The sequence below is a fragment of the Micromonospora sp. DT44 genome (assembly GCF_049841635.1).
Taxonomy (GTDB): Bacteria; Actinomycetota; Actinomycetes; order Mycobacteriales; family Micromonosporaceae; genus Micromonospora.
Window position 1 is genome coordinate 1 of record NZ_JBNCKS010000084.1, and the last position, 21959, is coordinate 21959.

At 72.2% G+C, this 21959-nt stretch carries 22 protein-coding genes; 10 read left to right on the forward strand and 12 right to left on the reverse strand.

Annotated elements, in window-relative coordinates:
• Nucleotides 1-147 precede the first annotated feature (147 nt).
• Entirely contained in the window at nucleotides 148-882 is a 735-nt protein-coding gene (locus tag ACLQ25_RS30390) for a DUF998 domain-containing protein (protein ID WP_425734171.1), read from the forward strand.
• Here the strand turns inward: ACLQ25_RS30390 and ACLQ25_RS30395 are convergent.
• Complete coding sequence (locus ACLQ25_RS30395) at nucleotides 839-2242, reverse strand: NAD(P)H-quinone dehydrogenase (protein WP_425734172.1); 1404 nt, start codon at nucleotides 2240-2242, stop codon at nucleotides 839-841. The two genes, ACLQ25_RS30390 and ACLQ25_RS30395, sit on opposite strands and share 44 nt — an antisense overlap.
• Nucleotides 2243-2407: 165 nt before the next feature.
• Between ACLQ25_RS30395 and ACLQ25_RS30400 the strand changes: the two genes are divergently transcribed.
• Nucleotides 2408-2863: a gamma-glutamylcyclotransferase gene (locus tag ACLQ25_RS30400; RefSeq protein WP_425734173.1), complete on the forward strand. Its 456-nt coding sequence runs from the start codon at nucleotides 2408-2410 to the stop codon at nucleotides 2861-2863.
• Nucleotides 2864-2935: 72 nt separating this feature from the next.
• On the opposite strand, the gene ACLQ25_RS30405 is transcribed toward ACLQ25_RS30400, so the two are convergent.
• From ACLQ25_RS30405 to ACLQ25_RS30435, 7 genes are all read right to left on the reverse strand, one after another.
• The gene (locus ACLQ25_RS30405) at nucleotides 2936-3355 is read right to left on the reverse strand and encodes a GNAT family N-acetyltransferase (protein ID WP_425734189.1); all 420 of its coding nucleotides are present in this window, start codon (nucleotides 3353-3355) and stop codon (nucleotides 2936-2938) included.
• Complete coding sequence (locus ACLQ25_RS30410; protein ID WP_425734174.1) at nucleotides 3256-3726, reverse strand: hypothetical protein; 471 nt, start codon at nucleotides 3724-3726, stop codon at nucleotides 3256-3258. The genes ACLQ25_RS30405 and ACLQ25_RS30410 overlap by 100 nt, the downstream gene beginning before the upstream one ends.
• Before the next feature lie 73 nt (nucleotides 3727-3799).
• The gene (locus tag ACLQ25_RS30415) at nucleotides 3800-4210 is read right to left on the reverse strand and encodes a type II toxin-antitoxin system VapC family toxin (protein ID WP_355048914.1); all 411 of its coding nucleotides are present in this window, start codon (nucleotides 4208-4210) and stop codon (nucleotides 3800-3802) included.
• Nucleotides 4207-4485: a type II toxin-antitoxin system Phd/YefM family antitoxin gene (locus ACLQ25_RS30420; RefSeq protein ID WP_425734175.1), complete on the reverse strand. Its 279-nt coding sequence runs from the start codon at nucleotides 4483-4485 to the stop codon at nucleotides 4207-4209. The genes ACLQ25_RS30415 and ACLQ25_RS30420 overlap by 4 nt, the downstream gene beginning before the upstream one ends.
• Before the next feature lie 62 nt (nucleotides 4486-4547).
• Nucleotides 4548-5282, reverse strand: coding sequence for an SCO6745 family protein (locus ACLQ25_RS30425; RefSeq protein ID WP_425734176.1), 735 nt, complete (start codon nucleotides 5280-5282; stop codon nucleotides 4548-4550).
• Nucleotides 5283-5358: 76 nt separating this feature from the next.
• A complete protein-coding gene (locus tag ACLQ25_RS30430) occupies nucleotides 5359-6330 on the reverse strand; it encodes a hypothetical protein (protein ID WP_425734177.1) in 972 nt (323 codons plus the stop codon).
• 4 nt (nucleotides 6331-6334) lie between these two features.
• Nucleotides 6335-6967, reverse strand: coding sequence for an MBL fold metallo-hydrolase (locus tag ACLQ25_RS30435; RefSeq protein ID WP_425734178.1), 633 nt, complete (start codon nucleotides 6965-6967; stop codon nucleotides 6335-6337).
• Between the two features lie 94 nt (nucleotides 6968-7061).
• Here ACLQ25_RS30435 and ACLQ25_RS30440 point away from each other — a divergent pair, with 94 nt between their 5' ends.
• Nucleotides 7062-8015: a DUF4349 domain-containing protein gene (locus ACLQ25_RS30440; protein ID WP_425734190.1), complete on the forward strand. Its 954-nt coding sequence runs from the start codon at nucleotides 7062-7064 to the stop codon at nucleotides 8013-8015.
• Here the strand turns inward: ACLQ25_RS30440 and ACLQ25_RS30445 are convergent.
• Nucleotides 7972-9231, reverse strand: a complete 1260-nt coding sequence (locus ACLQ25_RS30445; protein WP_425734179.1) for an amidohydrolase — start codon at nucleotides 9229-9231, stop codon at nucleotides 7972-7974. The genes ACLQ25_RS30440 and ACLQ25_RS30445 overlap by 44 nt on opposite strands.
• Nucleotides 9232-9693: 462 nt before the next feature.
• Nucleotides 9694-11277, reverse strand: coding sequence for an acyl-CoA mutase large subunit family protein (locus tag ACLQ25_RS30450; protein WP_425734180.1), 1584 nt, complete (start codon nucleotides 11275-11277; stop codon nucleotides 9694-9696).
• Nucleotides 11278-11484: 207 nt separating this feature from the next.
• On the opposite strand from ACLQ25_RS30450, the gene ACLQ25_RS30455 reads away from it, so the two are divergent.
• Nucleotides 11485-13545 (forward strand): protein kinase domain-containing protein, encoded by a 2061-nt coding sequence (locus tag ACLQ25_RS30455; protein ID WP_425734181.1) that lies wholly within the window; start codon nucleotides 11485-11487, stop codon nucleotides 13543-13545.
• A 48-nt stretch (nucleotides 13546-13593) separates the two neighbouring features.
• A complete protein-coding gene (locus tag ACLQ25_RS30460) occupies nucleotides 13594-15261 on the forward strand; it encodes a phospho-sugar mutase (RefSeq protein ID WP_425734182.1) in 1668 nt (555 codons plus the stop codon).
• Nucleotides 15262-15280: 19 nt separating this feature from the next.
• Here ACLQ25_RS30460 and ACLQ25_RS30465 read toward each other — a convergent pair whose 3' ends face one another.
• Nucleotides 15281-15958 carry a GOLPH3/VPS74 family protein gene (locus tag ACLQ25_RS30465; RefSeq protein WP_425734183.1) on the reverse strand — a complete coding sequence of 226 codons (678 nt, stop codon included), beginning with the start codon at nucleotides 15956-15958 and terminating at the stop codon, nucleotides 15281-15283.
• Between the two features lie 74 nt (nucleotides 15959-16032).
• Nucleotides 16033-16665 (reverse strand): uracil phosphoribosyltransferase, encoded by a 633-nt coding sequence (gene upp / locus ACLQ25_RS30470; protein ID WP_357130340.1) that lies wholly within the window; start codon nucleotides 16663-16665, stop codon nucleotides 16033-16035.
• 124 nt (nucleotides 16666-16789) lie between these two features.
• Here upp and deoC point away from each other — a divergent pair, with 124 nt between their 5' ends.
• The 5 genes from deoC (at nucleotide 16790) to ACLQ25_RS30495 (ending at nucleotide 21887) form a co-directional block, all read left to right on the forward strand.
• Nucleotides 16790-17818, forward strand: a complete 1029-nt coding sequence (gene deoC, locus ACLQ25_RS30475) for a deoxyribose-phosphate aldolase (protein ID WP_425734184.1) — start codon at nucleotides 16790-16792, stop codon at nucleotides 17816-17818.
• 6 nt (nucleotides 17819-17824) lie between these two features.
• A complete protein-coding gene (locus ACLQ25_RS30480) occupies nucleotides 17825-19255 on the forward strand; it encodes an aldehyde dehydrogenase family protein (protein ID WP_425734185.1) in 1431 nt (476 codons plus the stop codon).
• Complete coding sequence (locus ACLQ25_RS30485; protein WP_425734186.1) at nucleotides 19248-20072, forward strand: aldehyde dehydrogenase family protein; 825 nt, start codon at nucleotides 19248-19250, stop codon at nucleotides 20070-20072. The genes ACLQ25_RS30480 and ACLQ25_RS30485 overlap by 8 nt, the downstream gene beginning before the upstream one ends.
• A gap of 440 nt (nucleotides 20073-20512) precedes the next feature.
• A complete protein-coding gene (locus ACLQ25_RS30490) occupies nucleotides 20513-20974 on the forward strand; it encodes a BlaI/MecI/CopY family transcriptional regulator (RefSeq protein WP_425734187.1) in 462 nt (153 codons plus the stop codon).
• Nucleotides 20975-20981: 7 nt separating this feature from the next.
• The gene (locus ACLQ25_RS30495; RefSeq protein WP_425734188.1) at nucleotides 20982-21887 is read left to right on the forward strand and encodes a M56 family metallopeptidase; all 906 of its coding nucleotides are present in this window, start codon (nucleotides 20982-20984) and stop codon (nucleotides 21885-21887) included.
• The last annotated feature ends 72 nt before the right edge of the window (nucleotides 21888-21959 follow it).

Here is a 21959-nt window from a genome sequence, read left to right on the forward strand (position 1 = left end):
ACTGGCACACCGGCCAACCGGTCATGCGATCCCTGACCGCCTACGACCACTGACCCCTTGGAATCGATCATCTAGGGGTGGGTTTTAGGGGCGAAGTCGGTGGCGGTCCCGGATCTGGCTGGGGTGTTCGCGGCGACAGGCTGAGGCATGCCTGTAACCCGGAGTACCGGCCTGCTGGCCCTCGGCGGGATCGCCGTGGCGGCGCTGCTCACCGTGATCGGCCACCTGGAGGTCAACGACGACCTCAACCCGTGGGCGCTGACCATCAGCGACTTCGCCGTCTCCGACCGGGGCGGTGTCATCGACGTCGCCATGGTGGTGCTGGCGCTCGCCACCGCGGCACTGATGTACGGGCTGCGCCGCGCCGGCCCACCACGGTCCGGTCGGGTGGTCGAGCTGCTGCTCGGCGCCTGGGTGGCGGGGCTGCTGCTGGCCGCCGTGGTGCCGACGAACGAGCCCGGTGCCGCCATGACCGCATCCGCCTACGTGCACCGGTACGCGTCGGTGGTCGCCTTCCTGGCCCTCCCGATCGGCGGTTGGCTGCTCGCGCGTCGTCCCGATCTGACGCCCACCGCCAGGACGCTACGCGCCCTGGTCGTGCTGAGCCTGGCCCTGTCGGCGGCGATGGTCTGGTCCGCCTACCCCGGCGACCGTCTGCTGATCGGCCTGGCCGAACGCCTCCTGATCCTCACCGAAGTAGCGGTCCTGGCGACGGTAGCAACCACCCAGGTCCGGCGTTCACCCGTCGATCATGGAGTTGTGGTGTTCCACAAAAGGGGTGTGACGCCGCAGAACGGCCACCACAAGTCCATGATCGACGAGGACGGGGCGCGGGGGCTTACTCCAGCTCGTGGAGCATCAGCTGGCGGGCGGACTCGGTGATGGAGCCGGAGAGACTCGGGTAGATGGTGATCGTCTGGGCCAGCTCGTTGACCGTCAGATTGTTCTCCACGGCCATCGTGATGGGCAGGATCAGCTCGCTGGCCTTCGGGGCGACCACCACGCCGCCGATCACCTGACCGCTCGCCGGGCGGCAGAACAACTTCACGAAGCCGTCGGAGAGGTCGTCCATCTTGGCCCGGGCGTTGCCGGACAGCGGCAGCATCACCTGCCGGGCCGGCACCTTGCCCGCGTCGACCTCGTCCTGCGAGACGCCGACGGTGGCCAACTCCGGGTCGGTGAAGACGTTCGCGGCGACGGTCCGCAGCCGCAGCGGGCGGACGGCCTCGCCGAGGGCGTGCCACATGGCGATCCGACCCTGCATGGCGGCCACACTCGCCAGCAGCAGCACGCCGGTGCAGTCACCGGCGGCGTAGATGCCGGGCACGTTCGTCCGGGAGACCCGATCGACCGTGACGTAACCGCCCCGGCCCAGCTCCACGCCGTACTCGGCCAGGCCAAGGTCGGCGGTGTTCGGGATCGAGCCGACCGCGATGAGAGCGTGCGAACCGGTGACCCGGCGCCCGTCGGACAGCTCCACCTCGACCCCGTCGGCGGTTCGCCGCACCGCGTCGGCCCGGGAGTTGTTGAGGATGTTCATGCCCCGGTTACGGAACACCCGCTCGATGGCCGACGCCGCGTCGGCGTCCTCGTGCGGCATCACCCGGTCGCGGCTGGAGACCAGGGTGACCTCCACCCCCATCGCGAGGTACGCGCTGGCGAACTCCGCGCCGGTCACGCCCGAGCCGACCACGATCAGGTGCTCGGGCAGCTCCGCCAGGTCGTACACCTGACGCCAGGTCAGGATGCGCTCACCGTCCGGTACGGCGGTGGGCAACTGCCGGGGCGTCGAGCCGGTGGCGACCAGCACGGTGGAGGCGTCGATCGGGTACTCCTCGCCGCCGCCCGCGGGCGTGACGATGACGCGGTGGGTGTGCCCGAGCGCGTCGTCGCCGAGGCGGGCGGTGCCGGCCACGAAGGTGACACCCGCCTTGAGCAGCTTGGCGTGGATGTCGGCGGACTGTGCCAACGCCAGCCGCTTCACCCGCGCGTGCACGGCCTGCGCGTCGACGGTCACCGCCTCCAGGCCGTCCGAGTGCACCCCGAACTCCTCGGTGTCCCGATAGCCGGTGACCACCTGAGAGCTGGCGATGAAGGTCTTCGACGGTACGCAGTCGGAGAGCACACAGGCCCCGCCCGCGCCGTCGGCCTCGACCACGGTGACATCGGCGTCCAGTTGGGCGGCGACCAGTGCCGCCTCGTACCCGGCCGGCCCACCGCCGATGATCACGATCCGGCTCACAGCGCCATCCTTTCGCTCGCGACTGCGGGGCTCTGCTGCGCTGCACTCCTCGCGCTCACCACGTTCGCCCTTCGTTGGTGCTCACAGTGACTTTCTTCTCCCGAGCGCATCCGACACGCACAGTCGTATTCTCCCCCACCCATCCGCCGGGCTATCGTCATCGCCGTGGGTCATCACGCCGCCTACGGCTCAAACCTCGATCCGTCCCGGATGCGGGCCTACTGCCCGCACTCCCCGATGGTCGGCACCGGCTGGCTGGAGGGGTGGCGGCTGACCTTCGCCGGGGAGGACATGATCGGCTGGGAGGGTGCGGTGAGCACCGTCGTCGAGTCCCCCGGCGATCGGGTGTTCGTGGCGATCTACGACATCCACCCGTACGACGCGGCACAGCTCGACGAGATCGAGGGCGTGACCGCCGGCACCTACCGCAAGCTGCACGTACGGGTCTCCACCCTCGACGGCGACGTCACGGCGTGGATCTACGTGTTCGACGGGTACGAGGGCGGCCTGCCGACGTCGTGGTACCTGTCCGAGATCGCGAACGCCGCCGAGAAGGCGGGCGCGCCGGACGACTACGTCACCGAGTTGCGGTCCCGCCCCACCGGCACCGCGTCCCCGTAGCGCGTATCCCACGCCCCCAGTCTGCAACCGGCGCCGATCCGGACGCCCGTCGGGCCCGGCCGGGGTCGTCAATCACACACCGGCGGCCGGGACGACCCGCTCGTACATGTCGGTCCACCCGGTCTCCCGCAGGCCCACCGAGCGGTAGAGCGACACCGGGGCCGTCGGGTTGGTGCGGCCCACGCCGAGACCGGCGAACTGCCGGCCCTTGTCGGCGTAGCGGGCGAACGCGCGACGCAGCAGCGCCGCACCGACACCCCTGCGGCGGTACGCGGGCAGCACCGACAGACTCTTCACCCAGCCCTCCTGCTGGTCGAGCGCCTGGTCCGAGGATTGCAACGCGCCGGCGAGCACCCCGTCGACCTCGGCGACGAACCACTCGTCCCAGGCGGTCACGTCACCGATGCGGGCCCGCCACCGCTCGTACGACAACGGCTCGTGGTCCGGGGTGTCGCCGAAGGCGGCGTCGTGAATCCGGTGGAACTCCCGCAGCTCGGCCGTCGTCGGAGCGGACCGGCCGCACCCGCGGCGCGCTCGGCGACCCGGTCGAGCTGGCGGGCGAGCAGCGGCGCACGGAGGTTGGCGGCCCGCTCGGGGTCGACGTAGACCTCCACGAACTCCCGGCCGACCCCGGTCGGGTTGTCCACCGTCGCCCAGGCGACGACGGTGTCGTCCGGGTCGAGCGCCAGCCAGGAGTCCCGGCTCGGGTCGAAGTAGGGCGCGGTCAGCGCCTGCTCGACATCCTCGGCGTCAAAGTCGGGATGGCCGATGGCGAAGGTGTCGGCGGCGTGCACCACCGCGAGGATCGCCGGGACGTCGTCGAGGGTGGGCCGGCGCGCGGTCCAGCCGGCGGGAAGCGTCACGGCAGAAGATCCTGGCAGCCGACGGCCCCGAGCGCCGCCCATTTTCCGCCGGCCCGGTCTGCGGACCCGTGAATCAGTTCTGGCCGGGGCTCGCCACGGGCAACCCTGCTTCCTTGGCGCATTCGAGCAGTCGGCGATCGTAGGTGACGAAGGCGACGAGTGCGGTGCCGGATTCGTTGGTCAGTACCTGGGCGGTGGCCAGGTGGATGGCATCGAGACTGCGGAGCATCGGTTCGGCGAAGGCGGCCGCGGTGGCGCGGATCGTACCGTCGATCTCCAGTCGAAAGAGCCGTCCGACGGCTGCGGGAACGCCGACCAACGCTTGCGGAGCGGATCGGCGCAGGGCCCGGGGCACCTCCACCTCGACGAGCGCGGAGGAGACCAGCGGCACGTCGGGGTGGGTGTTGAGCCAGGAGACGAGGTCGGCACTGCACGCCTCTTGCCTGACCAACTTCACGACGGCGGCCGAATCGAGATAGATCACCAGCGTTCCTCGTCCCGCATCTCGGCGAGCGCGGCCGCCACATCGACTTCCTCGTCGCCCAGCTTCGGTGGAAGGGGGACCGGCCCTCCGCCAGTGGGGGCGACGGCACGGCCGGACGCCACCAGTTTGGCCAGCATCGACCTGTCGTCGCTCACGGGCACGAGTCGGGCGATCGGGTGACCGCGGTCGGTGATCTCAACCGTCTCACCGCCGCTCACCCGCGCCAGCACCTGGCTCGTGTTCTGGTTGAGCTCCCGGACACCGATGCGTTCCATGAACACGAGTGTAGAACTAAATGTTCTACACTTCCACTCTTCGCACCCGCTACCAGGGCCGTTCAGGTGAGGCCGGCGCGGGTGTGGTGCAGCAGCTCCACCAGTTCGGTGCCGTCGGCGGGGCCGAGCGCCGCGAGCGCGGGCGCGGCCAGCCGGTTGGTCACCGCCTCCGCCCACAGCCGCCGACGCACCAACGGCCCGACTGCGGGGTACGGCGGCGGCCAGCCGCACGCCACCGCGCCGGCCTCGCCCTCTGGCCCGGCCAGCACCGCCTCCAGCGGGGTCATGCCGGCGGCCCGTACCGCCAGCAGGTAGGCGCCCGTGAAGTGTTCACGCAGCAGTCGCAGCCCGGCCGCGCTCCGGGCGCCCGGAGAGTGGTCCGGCAGCGGCATGGCCCGCCACGCGGCGAAGAGCGGCATGCCACTGGTGTCGGCGGCGGCGACCGCCCGCTCGACGAGGTCGGCCAGGCGCTCGATCCCGGGTAGCACGCCCAGCATCTCGGTCCCCCACCGGCAGCACTCGGCGAGACTCGCGGCGGCCACCTCGACCGGCGGCAGGACCCGGGCGGCGGCGTCCCAGCCGTCCGCGACGGCGTCCGGCGCGACGAAGCCGATCGCCGCGGCGGCCGTCTCCGCGCGTACGTCGCCGAGCGCCCCGGCCCGACCGCTGATGTAGAAGGCCCAGCCGGAGATGCCGAGCAGCCGGGCCCGACGCAACGTGCTCGGACACCTGCTGAACCCGTCGCCGAGGTCGAGGACGGCGGGTTTGCTGGCGGCGGCGAGCTGCTCCGGCGTCATCCGGACGCCCCCCGCGCCCGAGGCTCGGGGACGGCCGCCCGCAGACGGCCCACCCACTCGTCGTCGTCCATCGATGTCAGTCTGCCGCCCCGTCGCCCGCGTCCGCATCCCCCTCTTCGGCCACCAACGCCTCGACGGCGGCCTCGACCTCGCCCGCCCGGCGGCGGGCCACGGTCACCGCCCGTTCGGCCGCACGCCGGGCCAGCTTCGCCCGGCTCAGGTCCTGTTCCGCCACCGCGCGTCGACGTTCCAACTCGGCCAGCTCCGTCTCGATCCCATCGAGTACGGCGACCCCGTCGCGCTCCTGCCCGACCGCCTCGGCCAGCTCGTCCTCGGCCCGCTGCTGGTCGGAGCGGGCACGGTCCAACTCGCGGTCCAGTGCCCGACGGCGGCGGGCGCGCTCGGCCCGGGCCGCTCGCTGCGCCGCCCGCTCGGCCTGCGCGGCACGTTCCCCGGCCCGGTCGGAACGGCGGTTCGGCTCCGGGCTCTCGCGCTGGGCGCCCGGCTGTCGAGCCGGTGACTCCTCCTCGTCGCCGGTGACCAGTCGCAACTGCGGTCGGGGCACCTCGCCGAAGCCGGCGTAGGTGGCCGAGCGGAGCAGACGCCCCGCGCGTACCTGCTCGGCGACGTCGGCGTCGGAGAGCGCGGCGTTCAGGGTCGCCTCCACCTCGGCCAGCGGCAGCCGACCGGCCGGTGGCGCCTCGGGCTCCGCCGCGGCGAGCGTACGGACCTCGGCGACCAGGGCCGCGACCACCGCACGGCGCTGGGCCGACAACTCCCGCAGTCGGGGGCCGCGCAGCTCCCGCTGGGCTGCCCGTAGCGCGTCGGCGAGACCGACCAGGTCGTCCACCAGGTCGGGTCGTTCGATGGCAAGCAGGTTGACCAGCCAGGCGGCGACGGTGGGGCGTCGCAGCCGGGCCAGTTGCCGGGCGGTGGTCGTGTCCCCGGCTCGCCGGGCCTCGGCCACCGCGGCGTCCCGGGCGGCCACGAACCGGTCCGGTGGGGTGCGGTAGAGCTGGCGCACCAGCTCCGTGGAGGGGCCGGGCATCGCGTCAGACGTCCACCCGGGTGCCGGGCTCCAGACGCTGGTAATCGGTGCCGGACATCGCCGCGAACTGCCGGTTGAGTACGCCCAACCCGTTGTGGTTGAGCAGGGCGTCGTGCACGGCGTACGCGCGGCGCGGGGCAACCGCCCGGATGAAGTCGAGCACCTCGGAGAACTTCGACCAGGGTGCGTGGATCGGCGCGAGGAGCGTGTCGACAGGCGTCTCCTGCGGAACGACGAGCGAGTCGCCGGGGTGGTAGACCACGTCGTTGATCAGGTAACCGATGTTGTCGACCACCGGGATGTCGGGGTGGATGACCGCGTGGCGTCCCCCGTACGCGCGGACCGCGACCCCGGCGGCGGTGAACGACTCGCCGGGCTCGACGGGGCACAGCGCCTCGGCCGCGTCGCCCAGGGTGTCGGCGAGCGCGGCGGGCCCGTAGATCGGGAACGGCCGCCGGTCGAGCTGGAGGCGCACCGCGGCCGGATCGAGGTGGTCCGGGTGCTCGTGGGTGACGAGCACCGCGTCCGCGCCGTCGAGCGCCGTCGCGGGATCGCTGAACACTCCGGGGTCGACCACGAGCACTCCGCCGTCGTGTTCCACCCGGACACAGGAGTGGGCGTACTTGGTGAGCCGCATCGTGACTCCTCGACTTATCGAATCGTGATGTCCTCAGCGCAGTCTGCCGGAACCAGCCGGTGGACGCGTCGCGTCCGAACTATCGCCACTGAAGCTGACGACGATGGGAGCGGGGATGGACGGACGGATAGGACGACGCCGGTGGGCACTCCTGGCGGCGGGGACACTTGTGGCGGCGCTGGCCCTCGCGGGGTGCAGCGCCGGTGACAGCGGATCAGCGGATTCGGCGGCTCCGGCGGCCCAGGCTCCCCAGGGCGCGCTCGACAAGGGCAGCGGCGCGGATGCGGCGGGGACCGCCGGGGCCGGCGCTCCGGATCTGCGGGTCGACCAGCGGGCGATCATCTACACCGGATCGATGCGGGTGCAGGTGACCGATGTGGACGCGGCGGCCCGCGAGGTGAGCGCGGTGGTCACCCGGGCGGGTGGTTTCGTCGGCGGGGACCAGCGGCGCAGCGCCGAGGCCGACGCGGTGGCCGAGCTGGAGTTGCGGGTGCCCGCGGCCAAGTTCGGCGCGGTGGTGGAGGAGGTCGCGAAGCTCGGTCGACAGCAGAGCCGCGAGATCAACACCCAGGACGTCACGGAGGAGACCGTCGACCTGGAGGCCCGGATCATCACGCAGCGGGCGCGCGTGGAGAGCGCGCGACGGCTGCTCGCCCGCGCCAACTCGATCTCCGACCTGGTGTCCCTGGAGAACGAGCTGGGTCGCCGGGAGGCTGACCTGGCCTCGCTGGAGGCCAAGAAGCGCCGGCTGGCCGACCTGACCGCGCTGTCCACGATCACGGTGTCGCTGGCCGGGCCGGCGGCGAAGGCCAGCGAGGAGAAGGCCGAGACCGGCTTCCTGGTCGGGCTCAAGGGCGGCTGGGAGGCGTTCGTCACCTCGATGACCATCCTGCTCACCGTCCTGGGCGCGCTGCTGCCATGGCTGGTGGCGGTCGGCGTACCCCTGGCGGTCCTGCTGCTGGCGCTGCGCCGGCGACGCCGGTCGCCGGCACAGGTCGCCGAGGTCAGCGCGCCGCCGCCAGTGCCCGCAGCGCGGTCTGCGCCATGACGCGTACGCCGGCCGGGATGGCCCGCTCGTCCACGTCGAAGGACGCGCGGTGCAGGTCGACGTTGGGGCCGATCCGGCCCACGCCGAGGCGGGCGAGGGCGCCGGGGACGTACTCCAGGTACCAGGAGAAGTCCTCGCCGCCCATGCTCTGCGGCGTCTCGGCGACGCCGTCCGGGCCCAGCGCCGCGCTGGTGGCGGCGGTCAGCACCTGGATGGCCCGCGAGTCGTTGCTGACCGGCGGTCGGCCGCGCAGGTACTCCAGGTCGACGGTCGCGCCGGTGGGGGCGATCACGTCCCGCACCACCTGAGCCACGATCTTGGGAGCCTGCTCCCAGGTGTCCCGGTCCATCACCCGCAGGGTGCCCGAGGCGCACGCCTCGGAGGGAATGACGTTGTAACGGGTGCCGGCCGAGGCGTGGCCGAACACCAGCAGCAGCCCGCTGTTGGCCGGCACCCGACGGCTGACCAGGGCCGGGACCTCGGTGACCAGCCGGCCGAGCGCGTCCACCAGGTCGACGGTCAGGTGCGGACGGGCGGTGTGCCCGCCCGGCCCGGAGAGCCGGACGGTGACGTTGTCGGCGGCCGCCGTGATCGGGCCGACGCGCAGGCCCACCTGGCCCACCGGCAGGTTCGGGTCGCAGTGCAGCGCGAAGATCTGCACCACGTCGTCCAGGCCGCCGGCCTCGATGACCTCCAACGAGCCGCAGGGCAGGATCTCCTCGGCCGGCTGGAAGATGAGCCGGACCCGGCCGTCCAGCTCGCCGAGGTCGGCGAGCTGGGCCAGCAGCATGCCGACGCCGAGCAGGATCGAGGTGTGCACGTCGTGGCCGCAGGCGTGGCAGACGCCCTCGACGGTGGAGCGGTACGGCACGTCCTTGGGGTCGTCGAGCGGCAGGGCGTCGATGTCGGCGCGCAGCGCGATGACCGGGCCGTCCGGACGACCGTTGACGTCACAGATCACGCCGTTGCCCTTGGGCAGCAGCCGAGGGCTCAGGCCGGCCAGGGAGAGTTCCCGGGCGATCAGGGCCGCCGTCTCGAACTCCGTACCGGACAACTCGGGGTGCGAGTGGAGGTGACGGCGCGTGGCGATGAGCCCGGGTACCCGTAGAGCGAGCAGGTGGTCCAGGTCGCGGGGCAGGGGCTGGGACCCGGGCGGGGCCTCCAGCCAGGACGACGCCAGCTGGCCGCCGGTGGGCAGCGTCAACGCACTCGTCACGTCGAATTCTCGATCACTAGAGATGGATGGATCATCGGGGACAGCAGACAGCCTAGCCCTCCGACGGTGACGCTGCGCAACCTCGTTACGGTGATGATCAGACCGCGTAGCGTCACGTCTGCCCTGCTGAGCGCGCTCGTCGAGGTGCGGGACCGCAGGTAGATCGCGTTCGAACGCCGCCATCCGCCCCCTCACCTCCTACAACGCGTAACCGACCCGGGCGGCCAGGAGTCGCGATACCACCCCTGGACCCACGCCCCGAATTGTCGCATTAGTCGGGGTGATGAACTGACACTCCGACAATAAGACGACCACGCTCCGCAACGGGCCGGACAAGGACGCTCACATAATCTCGCCGACGCCGACCGCACACCGTGTGCGTTCCGGCCCACCTGTCGGCGTACCCCCGGAGCCGGGCGGACACACCCTGAGGGCGGTCGCGTCAGACCCGGGCCGGTCGCTTTAGAACCGGTCCGTGGGTCGGTACTGCCCCCACACCTCGCGCAGCGTGCCGCAAACCTCGCCCACCGTGGCCCGGGCCCGCAGCGCCTCCCGCATCGGGTACAGCACGTTGTCCGAACCCTCGGCGGCGGCCCGCAGGTCGACCAGAGCCCGCGTCACCGCGTCGGCGTCCCGGCCGGCGCGCAGCCGGGCCAACCGCTCGGCCTGCGCCGCCTCGATCGTCGGGTCGACCCGCAACGGCTCGTACGGCTCCTCCTCGTCGACCGTGAACCGGTTGAGCCCCACCACCACCCGCTCGCTGGAGTCGATCTCCTGGGCGATCCGGTACGCGGACTGCTCGATCTCCCGCTTCTGGAACCCGGCCTCGATCGCGTCGACCGCCGAGCCGTGGTCGGCCACCCGCTCCATCAACTCCACGGCGGCGGCCTCGATCTCGGCGGTCATCGCCTCGACCACGTACGAGCCGGCGAACGGGTCGACGGTCGCGGTCAGGTCCGTCTCGTACGCCAGCACCTGCTGGGTGCGCAGCGCGAGCCGGGCCGCCTTCTCGGTGGGCAGCGCGATCGCCTCGTCGAAGCTGTTGGTGTGCAGCGACTGCGTGCCGCCGAGGACCGCGGCCAGGCCCTGCACCGCGACCCGGACCAGGTTCACCTCCGGCTGCTGAGCGGTGAGCTGCACACCAGCGGTCTGGGTGTGGAAACGCAGCATCATCGACTTCGGATCCCTGGCGCCGAAGTCGTCACGCATGAGCCGGGCCCAGATCCGCCGGGCGGCGCGGAACTTCGCCACCTCCTCCAACAGCGTGGTGCGGGCCACGAAGAAGAACGAGAGCCGGGGGCCGAAGTCGTCCACCGCGAGCCCCGCGGCCAGCGCCGCCCGCACGTACTCCACGCCGTTGGCCAGGGTGAACGCGATCTCCTGCGCGGGCGTCGCGCCGGCCTCGGCCATGTGGTAGCCGGAGATGGAGATCGTGTTCCACTTCGGCACCTCCTTGCGGCAGTACGCGAACGTGTCGGCCACCAGGCGCAGCGACGGCTTCGGCGGGAAGATGTACGTCCCCCGGGCGATGTACTCCTTGAGGATGTCGTTCTGGATGGTGCCGTTGAGCGCCGAGCCGGCGACCCCGTTCTCCTCCGCGACGAGCTGGTAGAGCAGCAGCAGCACCGAGCCGGGAGCGTTGATGGTCATCGATGTGGACACCCGGTCCAACGGGATGTCGGCGAAGAGCAGCCGCATGTCCTCGATGGAGTCGATGGCCACGCCGACCTTGCCGACCTCGCCGTGCGCGATCGGGTCGTCGGAGTCGTACCCCATCTGGGTCGGCAGGTCGAAGGCGACGGAGAGACCGGTCGTGCCCGCCCGCAACAGTTGGTGGTATCGCGCGTTGGACTCGGTGGCGGTGCCGAAGCCGGCGTACTGGCGCATGGTCCACGGACGGGAGGTGTACATCGTGGGGTACACCCCCCGGGTGTACGGGAACTCGCCCGGGCCGCCCAGCCGGGAGTCCAGGTCCTCCGGAAGGTCGGCCGCCGTGTAGACGCCCTTGATCGGATAACCAGACTCGCTTGACCGCCGTTCGCTCATCCTTCGGATGGTAGGTCGCCCCGGCTCATCCTCGGGTGAGGGATACCGCACAGTGCGTCCCGACCGGTCGACGGGAGGTGAACGGTCGGGCACGATCTGTCGACTTCGGTAAACGTCCGCCGCGTCGGCTTTCGCATCGGGCGTCGGAACCAGCAAGATAGGGGGGTTGTGTCCCAGCCCCCCTCGATTTCCCCCGGTGGCTTTTCTGTGACTCAGATCCCGACGTGGAGCGGCGGACAGGTAAGTCCCGCCAGCGGACGAGCAGCGCCCGGCACCACCATCGGTGACCGGTACTCGCTGCGGTCCGCGGTGGGCAACGGCGGCATGGGCACGGTGTGGCGTGCCACAGACACCCTGCTGCGCCGCGATGTGGCGGTGAAGGAGGTCGTCCTGCCCCCGGGCCTGGCGCCCAGCGACCGCGACGCCATGTACGAGCGGACGCTGCGCGAGGCCCGCGCCGCCGCCGCCATCCAGCATCCCGCCGTGGTGCAGGTGTACGACGTGGTCACCGAGGCCGGTCGGCCGTGGATCGTGATGGAGCTGCTGGACGCCCGCAGCCTCGCCGACATGGTCATCGAGGACGGCCCCGTCGCGCCCCGCGCGGTCGCCAAGATCGGCATCGCGCTGCTCGGCGCGCTGGAGGTCGCGCACGCCATCGGCGTCCTGCACCGCGACGTCAAGCCGGCCAACGTGCTGATCTGCTCCGACGGCCGCTGCGTGCTGACCGACTTCGGTGTCGCCCGGATGCCCACCGACGTGCAGCTCACCACGCCCGGCATGGTGCTCGGCTCCCCGCACTTCATCTCGCCCGAGCGGGCCATGGGCCAGGAGTTCGGTCCGCCGAGCGACCTCTTCTCGCTGGGTGTGACGCTCTACACGGCCGTCGAGGGGCGTCCGCCGTTCGACAAGGGCGACCCGATCGAGACGATGCACGCCGTCGTCGAGGACCCGCCGGCCCCGCCGCAGCGCAGCGGCCCGCTGACCCGGGTGCTGATGGGCCTGCTGGAGAAGGACCCGGCCCGCCGGCTGGATGTGCACACCTCCCGGGGCATGCTGCGGGAGCTGCTCGCCGGCCCGTTGGGCAGCACCGCCACCGCCGTGCACTCGGTCACCGACCCGTACGCCGTGGTGCCGGTGCAGCAGCGTCCGGCTCCCGTCCACCAGCCGGCCCAGCCGGAGTCGAAGTCGGACAACCAGATCGGTGGCCGGGCCATGCTCGCCCCGGAGGAGTCGCTGACCGACCGGTTGGCCGCGCTGCGCCGGGGCGAGCGTCCCCAGCCGGCCGGCGCGAGTGCCGCCGCCGCCCTCGACGAGACCAGCGCGGACGCGCTCGCCGGCCCGCTGCACACGCCCACCGGCGCGATGCCCGGCCCGGGTCGCCCTTCCGCCGGGCGCACCTACGGCGGTAGCGCGGACGCCACCCAGCGGGTGGACGCCGGGGCGCACCCCGACGCGACCCAGCGGGTCACCTACGGCAACCGGGCCGACGTCACCCAGCAGGTCGGCTACGGCGCGCCGGAAGCCACCCAGCGCATCGGCGGCACGTACGGCGGCGGCAACCAGTGGTCCGTCCCGGGCACCGGCCAGCCCTGGACGACGCCGCCCCCGGCCGCCGGCGGCGGCAGTGCCCTGGACAAGGTCCGCGCGACCGGTGGTCAACTCGTCACCACGGTGAAGGGCTGGCCGCGCAAGGTCCAGCTCGCTGCGGCCGGTGGTCTTGCCGTGCTGCTGCTGATCAGCATCGTGGCGCTGTCCAGCGGGGACGACCCGCCGCCGAGCACCCCGCAGGCGCAGCCGACCCCGTCCGCCCCGGCGGGCCCGGCCGTCGAGATGCAGGAGCACACGGCCCGCGGCATCCAGGTGATGGTGCCGAAGGGTTGGAAGAAGGCCACCGGCGGCTCTTACACCGACTACATCGACCCGGAGGACGACGGACGCAAGATCCGGATCCTCACCGAGAAGTGGACCGGGACGCCCACCCGCTGGGCGGAGAGCGCGCAGAACTTCCTCCGTACCAAGAGCACCAGCTGCAAGAAGCCGTACGAGCAGGTGGCCATCGCCGAGCAGCAGTTGGCGGGCAGCCCGGGCGTCGAATTCGAGTACACCTGCGGCTCCGGTGGCGAGATGCGCCACGGGGTGTGGCGCGCGGTCGTCAAGGACGGCAAGTCGTACTCGTTCTACCTCTCCGCCACCGAGGAAGCTTTCGCCGAGAGCAAGCCGATCTTCGACGAGATGGTGAAGACGTTCCAGCTCACCGGAAACGGCTGAGCCGGAGGGAACCGGCAGCGGTGATCCGCCGTCGTGCTATCAAGGGGCATGGCGGCGGACACCACTGACATCGACGACATTCGCGAACAGGCTCGGCGCTGGCTGGCCGACGATCCCGACCCGGCCAGCCGGGATGAGCTGACGGCGGTGCTCGACGGGCTGCCGGCGAGCGCCCCGGAGCTGGCCGACCGGTTCGCCGGCCCGCTGACCTTCGGCACGGCCGGCCTGCGTGGTCCGCTGCGCGCCGGCCCGAACGGCATGAACCTCGCCGTGGTCACGCAGGCCGCCGCCGGACTGATCACGTGGCTTGCGGCCCAGGGCGGCACCGGCCCGATGGTGATCGGGTACGACGCCCGGCACGGCTCCCGCCAATTCGCCGAACGCACCGCCCAGGTGGCGACCGGTGCCGGCCGACCGGCGCTGCTGCTCCCCCGCCCGCTGCCCACGCCGGTTCTCGCGTACGCGGTGCGCAAGCTGGGCGCGGTGGCCGGCGTGATGGTCACCGCCAGCCACAATCCACCCCAGGACAACGGCTACAAGGTCTACCTCGGCGCGGAACTGGGTGGTGAGCTGGGCGCCGGTGCGCAGATCGTGCCGCCGGCAGACGCCGGTATCGAGGCCGCCATCCGGGCGGTCGGCCCGCTGACCCAGGTGCCGCTGGGGAGGGCCGGCGAGGTGCTCGGTGACGACCTCGTCGCCGCGTACGTCGAGCGGGCCACCGCCGTGATCGACGCGGACGGGCCACGGGACCTGTCCGTGGCGTACACCCCTCTGCACGGGGTGGGCGCGGCGGTGCTCACCGCGGCGTTCGCACGGGCCGGTTTCCCGATCCCCGGCGTGGTGCCTGACCAGGCGGAGCCCGACCCGGCGTTCCCGACCGTCTCGTTCCCCAACCCGGAGGAGCCGGGGGCCGTCGACCGGCTGATCGCGCTGGCCGACTCCACCGGCGCGGACCTCGCCATCGCCAACGACCCGGACGCCGACCGCTGCGCGGTGGTCGTCCGGGACGACCGGCACGGCTGGCGGATGCTGCGCGGTGACGAGGTGGGCGTGCTGCTCGCCGACCACCTGATGCGACGCGGCGTGACCGGGCTGTACGCCACCACCATCGTCTCGTCGTCGCTGCTCCGGGCGATGTGCGCGGCGCGGGGCCTGCCCTACGACGAGACGCTGACGGGCTTCAAGTGGATCGTGCGGGCCGGCGGCGGGAGCGCGCCGCTGGTCTTCGGTTACGAGGAGGCGCTCGGTTACTGCGTCGCCCCGGAACACGTCCGGGACAAGGACGGCATCACGGCCGCGCTGACGGTGGCCGAGCTGGCCGCCGGCCTCAAGGCGCAGGGTCGGACGCTGACCGACCGGCTGGACGAGCTGGCCGCCGAGTTCGGCGTGCACCAGACCGACCAGCTCTCCGTACGGGTCGACGACCTGCGGGAGATCGCCGACGCGATGGCCCGGATCCGGACGGCCACCCCGGGCACGCTGCTGGGCCAGCCGGTCGACAGTGTCCGGGACCTGCTGCCCGAGTCGGACGTGGTGATCCTGCGTACCGCGACGGCCCGGGTGGTGATTCGCCCCTCGGGGACCGAGCCCAAGCTCAAGGCGTACCTCGAAGTGGTGGAGCCGGTGCCCGACGGCGATGTCGCCGCCGCCCGGAGCCGGGCCGGGGCAGCGGCCGCGCGGCTGCGCGCCGACGTCGCCGCCGCCCTCGGCATCTGACCGTGCCGAGGGCCGGTGGTCAGGCGCGCTTACCGAGTGCCTGGTCGACGGCGATGCCCAGGGCGGCGACGACCAGACCGACCGACGGGCGGACGACCGAGTCGTCGGTGCTCACCTGGCCGGAGAAGCCCGCCCCGGTGGCGATCTCCTCCAACCGCCGGCGGGCGGTGGCGGCCTCCTCGCCGCTGACCCCCAGCGCGGACTCCATCCGCAGCACGACGACCAGGGTGGCGAGGGCGGCGGTCCGCTCGTCCGGGGCGGCCGCGCCGGCCAGCGCCTCGGCGAGCCGCCGGCGGCTGTCCGCCTCGACCGAGGTGTCCACCACCGGGTAGCGGTGTACGTGGATGAAGCCCAATTCGGTCTCGTCGACATCGCGGACGACACCCTGGGCGCACAGGTCACCGAGGATCTTGTCGCGCAGGCCGTGGCGCAGGCGCTGCACCCACGACGCCGGGGTGTGCGGGGTGTCGGCGGCGATCCGGGCGAGCACCTCGTCGGTGACCGGCTCGCCGGTGGGCGTCGCGTCGATCACGGTCAACGACCCGTCGGCGAACGCGATCCGGCCGGCCAGTGCCAGCTCGACCAGCACCGCGGCGGCCATGCCCAGGTCCAGGCTGATCCGCGGCATGGTCGCCTTGCCGGTCGAGTCGTCGTAGGCGAGGAGCAGAAGCTCCTCGGCGAGCGCAACACCAGTCATGGCCGGAGACGGTAGCGGGTCCGCGCACCACCGCGCACGGACCCGCCGGACCCGGCACCGACCGGGTGTCACGCTCAGAACCGGGGCATGCCGCCGAACTGACGGTCGCCGGCGTCGCCGAGCCCGGGGACGATGAACATCTTGTCGTTGAGGCCCTCGTCTATCGAGGCGGTGACCAGGCGCAGCGGCAGGCCGGAGCGCTCCAGCCGCTCGATGCCGACCGGCGCGGCGAGCACGCAGAGCACGGTGATGTCGGTGCAGCCCCGATCGGCCAGCAACCGACAGGAGTGCTCCAGTGAGCCGCCGGTGGCGAGCATCGGGTCGAGCACCAGCACCGGCAGGCCGGCCAGGTCTCGGGGCAACGACTCCATGTAGGCGCGCGGCTCGTAGGTCTCCTCGTCGCGGGCCAGGCCGACGAAGCCCATCGAGGACTCGGGCAGCAGGCCGAGCGCGGCGTCCGCCATGCCCAGGCCGGCCCGCAGCACCGGCACCAGCAACGGCGGGTTCGCCAGCCGGGTGCCCTCGGTGCCGGTGACCGGCGTCTGCACCGGGTACCGCTCGACGGGGAAGGTGCGCGCCGCCTCGTACACCAGCATGGTGGTCAGTTCGTGCAGCGCCGCCCGGAACGTCGAGGAGTCGGTGCGCGCGTCCCGCATGGCGGTCAGCCGGGACTGGGCCAGCGGATGGTCAATGACGTGTACGTCCACGATCGCTCAACCTACCCGTCCGGTCGGCGTGCCGGTGGGAGTGCGGGCGGACCGGCGACCTCGCTCACGCCCGCAGCCGCCGTGACCAAGATCACTCGGCGGTTCCGTGCGTAGACTTCTCGGCATGACGGCGACAACGACGTCGGCCCGGTCGGACCTCTCCGAGCTGGGACGATCCGAGACCGCTCTGCGGACCTTCCTGCACGGCCTGCCCGGCGTGGACCAGGTGGGCGCGGAGCAACGGGCGGCACAGCTCGGCACCCGCTCCATCAAGACCACCGCCAAGGCCCAGGCGATCGACCTGGCGATCCGCATGGTCGACCTGACCACCCTCGAGGGCGCGGACACCCCGGGCAAGGTGCGCGCGCTGGCCGCGAAGGCGCTGCGCCCGGACCCGGCCGACCTGTCGTGCCCGCACGTCGGCGCGGTGTGCGTCTACCCGGCGATGGTCCCGTACGTCGCCGAGGTGCTGCGCGGGTCTGGTGCCGGGTCCGGGCGGCCATCCGGCGAACCGGGACATCCGGGCGGCGCCGCGCCGGCCGGACTTGGCATTGTGCACCTGGCCAGCGTGGCGACGGCCTTCCCGTCCGGTCAGGCGCCACTGGAGATCAAGCTCGCCGACGTCCGGGCCGCCGTCGAGGCCGGCGCCGACGAGATCGACATGGTGATCAACCGCGGCGCGTTCCTGGCCGGGCGGTACCAGGAGGTCTACGACGAGATCGTGGCCACCAAGGAAGCCTGCGGGGACGCCCACCTCAAGGTGATCCTGGAGACCGGCGAGTTGGCCACCTACGACAACGTCCGCCGGGCGTCCTGGCTGGCCATGCTGGCCGGCGGCGACTTCATCAAGACGTCCACCGGCAAGGTCCCGGTCGCGGCGACGCTGCCGGTGACCCTGGTCATGCTGGAGGCCGTCCGCGACTTCCGCGCGGCCACCGGCCGGCAGGTGGGCGTGAAACCGGCCGGCGGCATCAAGACCACCAAGGACGCGATCAAGTACCTGGTGATGGTCAACGAGACCGTCGGCCCGGACTGGCTCGACCCGGACTGGTTCCGCTTCGGCGCGTCCAGCCTGCTCAATGACCTGCTGATGCAGCGCACCAAGCTGACGACCGGTACCTACTCCGGTCCCGACTACTTCACCCTGGACTGATAGCCGATGTTCGAATACGCCCCCGCCCCCGAGTCCCGCTCGGTGGTGGACCTCAAGCCCTCGTACGGGCTGTTCATCGACGGCACGTTCGTCGACCCGACCAGCGGCGGCAGCTTCAAGTCGATCAACCCCGCCTCCGAGGAGGTGCTGGCCGAGGTCGCCGAGGCCGACGCCGAGGACGTGGAGCGTGCGGTCCGCGCCGCCCGTAAGGCGTACGACAAGGTCTGGGGTCCGATGTCCGGCCGCGACCGGGCGAAGTACCTGTTCCGGATCGCCCGGCTCATCCAGGAGCGCTCCCGCGAGCTGGCCGTGCTGGAGTCGCTGGACAACGGCAAGCCGATCAAGGAGTCCCGCGACGTCGACCTGCCGCTGGTCGCCGCGCACTTCTTCTACTACGCCGGCTGGGCCGACAAGCTGGAGCACGCCGGGTTCGGCTCGAACCCGCAGCCGATCGGGGTGGCCGCCCAGGTCATCCCGTGGAACTTCCCGCTGCTGATGCTGGCCTGGAAGATCGCCCCGGCGCTGGCGGCGGGCAACACGGTGGTACTCAAGCCCGCCGAGACCACCCCGCTGACCGCCCTGCTGTTCGCCGAGATCTGCCAGCAGGCCGACCTGCCGGCCGGCGTGGTCAACATCGTCACCGGCGCCGGCGACACCGGCCGCGCGCTGGTCGAGCACCCCGGCGTGGACAAGGTCGCCTTCACCGGCTCGACCGAGGTCGGCCGGGCCATCGCCCGGTCGGTCGCCGGCACCCGCAAGAAGCTGACCCTGGAGCTGGGCGGCAAGGCCGCCAACATCGTCTTCGACGACGCCCCCATCGACCAGGCCGTCGAAGGCATCGTCAACGGCATCTTCTTCAACCAGGGGCACGTCTGCTGCGCCGGCTCGCGCCTCCTCGTCCAGGAGAACGTCGCCGACCGCGTGCTGGAGTCGCTCAAGCGGCGGATGGCCCAGCTCCGCGTCGGCGACCCGCTGGACAAGAACACCGACGTCGGGGCCATCAACTCGGCCGCCCAGTTGGAGCGGATCCGCGAGCTGTCCGACGCCGGTTCCGCCGAGGGCGCCGAACGCTGGTCGACGCCGTGCGAGCTGCCCGACCGGGGCTTCTGGTTCGCGCCCACCATCTTCACGGGCGTCACCCAGGCACACCGCATCGCCCGCGAGGAGATCTTCGGGCCGGTGCTGTCGGTGCTCACCTTCCGCACGCCGGCCGAGGCCGTGGAGAAGGCCAACAACACGCCGTACGGGCTGTCGGCCGGGATCTGGACCGACAAGGGCTCCCGCATCCTGTGGATGGCCGACCGGCTGCGCGCCGGCGTGGTCTGGGCCAACACGTTCAACAAGTTCGACCCCACCTCGCCGTTCGGCGGCTACAAGGAGTCGGGCTACGGTCGCGAGGGCGGCCGGCACGGGCTGGAGGGGTACCTCAATGTCTGAGCGGGTCGCGGTACGCAAGACGTACAAGCTCTTCATCGGCGGGAAGTTCCCGCGCAGCGAGTCGGGACGGTCGTATCTCGTGCAGTCCTCGAATGTGTCACTGGCCTCCCGCAAGGACGCCCGGGACGCGGTGGTCGCCGCCCGCGCCGCCGTGAAGGGCTGGGCCGGCGCGACCGCGTACAACCGGGGTCAGATCCTCTACCGGGCCGCCGAGATGCTGGAGGGTCGCCGCGAGCAGTTCGTCGCCCTGGGCATCGGAGGCGACGAGGTGGACGCGGCCGTGGACCGCTGGGTCTGGTACGCCGGCTGGGCCGACAAGCTCGCCCAGGTGTACGGCGGCGCGAACCCGGTCGCCGGCCCCTACTTCAACCTCTCCGCGCCCGAGCCGACCGGCGTCGTCGCCGTGGTCGCCCCGGAACGTCCGGCGCTGCTGGGCCTGGTCAGCGTGATCGCCCCGGCGATCGTCACCGGCAACACGGTGGTCGTGGCGGCGTCGCCGTCCGAACCGCTGGCGGCGGTGACGCTGGCCGAGGTGCTGGCGACGTCCGACCTGCCCGGCGGCGTGGTCAACATCCTGACCGGCGCGATCACCGAAACCGCGCCCACGTTGGCCTCGCACCTGGACGTCAACGCGATCGACCTGACCGGGGTGAGCGACGCGTCGCTCGCCACCGAGCTGGAGGTCAAGGCGGCCGAGAACCTGAAGCGGGTGCTCCGGCCGGCCCCGGCCGACCACGACTGGACGGCCGACCCCGGGGTGACCCGGATGACGACCCTGCTGGAGACGAAGACGGTGTGGCACCCCAAGGGGGTGTGATCTGGCGGTTCGGCCTTGGGGGTTTTCCGGGGGGAGCCCGCCCACTCCGGGCGGTCAGGCTTGATCCCTGCGTGGGCGGGCTCCCCCCGGAAAACCTGACGTGGGCCACGCCCGTCGGGTGGGTCAGCTTGCGGGTCCCGCCCGACGTTGGGTTGCTGGTCGGCGGGTCCGCCCGACGTTGGGTCGGCGGGGTCTGCCGACGTTGGGTTGGCGGTCGGCGGGGTCTGCCGACGTTGGGTTGGCGGTCGGCGGGGTCTGCCGACGTTGGGTTGGCGGTCGGCGGGGGTCCCGCGTCGCGACGCGTCAAGATCTGCGCAGCTTCGGGGATGTTGCTGCTTCCAGAGCGCTGGAGGCAGCAACATCCCTGTTCTTGTGCGGATCCTGGGTGCTCCTAGGCCCGGGGTGAGCTGGGGGTCTACTACCGGGGGTAGGATTGGGTTGTGACTCGGCTGGGCGATCTTGAGCGTGCGGTGATGGACGTGCTGTGGGACGTGGTCCCGGGCACGTCGGACGGTGTGACCGTGCGCGAGGTCGCCGACGCGCTCGACGGCCGCGAACTGGCGTACACGACGGTGATGACCGTCCTCGACCGGCTCGCCGGCAAGGGCATGGTGCAGCGGGAGCGGGAGGGCCGCGCCTGGCGGTACCGGCCGGCGGCCAGCCGCGAGGCGCACATCGCCCAGCTCATGCTCGACGCCCTCGACCTGGGCGGCAGCCGGGACGCGGCGCTGGTGCGCTTCGCCCGCTCGGTGACCGGCACCGAGGCCGAGGTGCTGCGGGCAGCCCTCGGCAGCGAGGCCGGGCTGACCGGGCCGGGTGCGACCGGCAGCGAGGCCGGGCTGACCGACCGCGTGGATCCGCCGGCGGGCCGACGGCCGGCCGACGAGACAGCGGAGCGGTAGGCCCGCCATGGCCTATGCCGTGCACTTCGCCGCCACTATGCTGGCCTGCTATCTGACCGCGCAGGTGCTGGCCCGTTCCACCTGGACGTGGCGTAGTCCGCGGGTGGCGATCGTCTGCTGGCAGGCCGTCGGGTTGGCGTTGGGCCTCTCCGCGATGGGGCTGCCGATGGCGCTCGGGCTGGCCGCGTACGACCGGCCCACCGGGAGCGCCCTGCTCGCCCTGAGCAGCGATCTCGCCCACGGCAGCCTGCCGATCGGTGTGACGGCGCTGCACCTCGCCGGCGTCGGGGTGGGCTTCGGCATCGGCGCGGTGCTCGTCACCACGACCGTCCGCAGCATCCACGGCACGATCCGCGCCCAGCGCCGGCACCGGGACCTGCTCACCCTGGTGGCCCGGGACGACCCGGCCGCCCCGGGTGCGCTCGTCCTGGATCATCCGAGCGCCGCCGCGTACTGCCTGCCCGGGGTGAAGCCGCAGGTGGTGGTCAGTGCGGGCACGCTGAGCCTGCTGGATCGGGCCGAGCTGGCCGCCGTGCTCTCGCACGAACGCGCCCACGCCCACGAACGGCACGACCTGGTGCTGCTGCCGTTCACCGCGCTCTGCCGGGCGCTGCCGTGGTTCGGCTGGGTCCGTGACGCGCACGAGCGGGTCGCCCTGCTGGTCGAGATGCGCGCCGACGACAAGGCCCGCGAGCTGCACGCCGAGGCCCCGCTGGCGGGTGCGCTGCGTCGCTTCGCGGCCGCCGGGCACCGGGTCACTCCGGCCGGCGCGCTGGGCCTGGGCGACCGCGATCTCGACGTACGCGTCCAGCGCCTCCTGGTCACCGACCGGCCGCCCCGCGCCCTCGGCGCCACGGCCCTCGCGGTCGCCGCGATCCTGGTCTCCCTCCCGGTCACCCTCTTCCTGACCTAACTCGAAAATCGAACCGTGCGTAGACACGCGGCAGCATCCCGCGTCGCGAAGCGGCGTGGGATGGGTTGTGGT

What these genes read in the sequence shown, in the direction of transcription:
- ACLQ25_RS30435 (WP_425734178.1), bottom strand. Translation starts at nt 6,967, where the DNA reads ATGCGGCTCACCAAGTACGCCCACTCCTGTGTCCGGGTGGAACACGAC.
- ACLQ25_RS30430 (WP_425734177.1), bottom strand. Translation starts at nt 6,330, where the DNA reads ATGCCCGGCCCCTCCACGGAGCTGGTGCGCCAGCTCTACCGCACCCCA.
- ACLQ25_RS30465 (WP_425734183.1), bottom strand. Translation starts at nt 15,958, where the DNA reads ATGACTGGTGTTGCGCTCGCCGAGGAGCTTCTGCTCCTCGCCTACGAC.
- ACLQ25_RS30495 (WP_425734188.1), top strand. Translation starts at nt 20,982, where the DNA reads ATGGCCTATGCCGTGCACTTCGCCGCCACTATGCTGGCCTGCTATCTG.
- ACLQ25_RS30425 (WP_425734176.1), bottom strand. Translation starts at nt 5,282, where the DNA reads ATGACGCCGGAGCAGCTCGCCGCCGCCAGCAAACCCGCCGTCCTCGAC.
- ACLQ25_RS30420 (WP_425734175.1), bottom strand. Translation starts at nt 4,485, where the DNA reads ATGGAACGCATCGGTGTCCGGGAGCTCAACCAGAACACGAGCCAGGTG.
- ACLQ25_RS30485 (WP_425734186.1), top strand. Translation starts at nt 19,248, where the DNA reads ATGTCTGAGCGGGTCGCGGTACGCAAGACGTACAAGCTCTTCATCGGC.
- ACLQ25_RS30390 (WP_425734171.1), top strand. Translation starts at nt 148, where the DNA reads ATGCCTGTAACCCGGAGTACCGGCCTGCTGGCCCTCGGCGGGATCGCC.
- ACLQ25_RS30460 (WP_425734182.1), top strand. Translation starts at nt 13,594, where the DNA reads ATGGCGGCGGACACCACTGACATCGACGACATTCGCGAACAGGCTCGG.
- ACLQ25_RS30480 (WP_425734185.1), top strand. Translation starts at nt 17,825, where the DNA reads ATGTTCGAATACGCCCCCGCCCCCGAGTCCCGCTCGGTGGTGGACCTC.
- deoC (WP_425734184.1), top strand. Translation starts at nt 16,790, where the DNA reads ATGACGGCGACAACGACGTCGGCCCGGTCGGACCTCTCCGAGCTGGGA.
- ACLQ25_RS30450 (WP_425734180.1), bottom strand. Translation starts at nt 11,277, where the DNA reads ATGAGCGAACGGCGGTCAAGCGAGTCTGGTTATCCGATCAAGGGCGTC.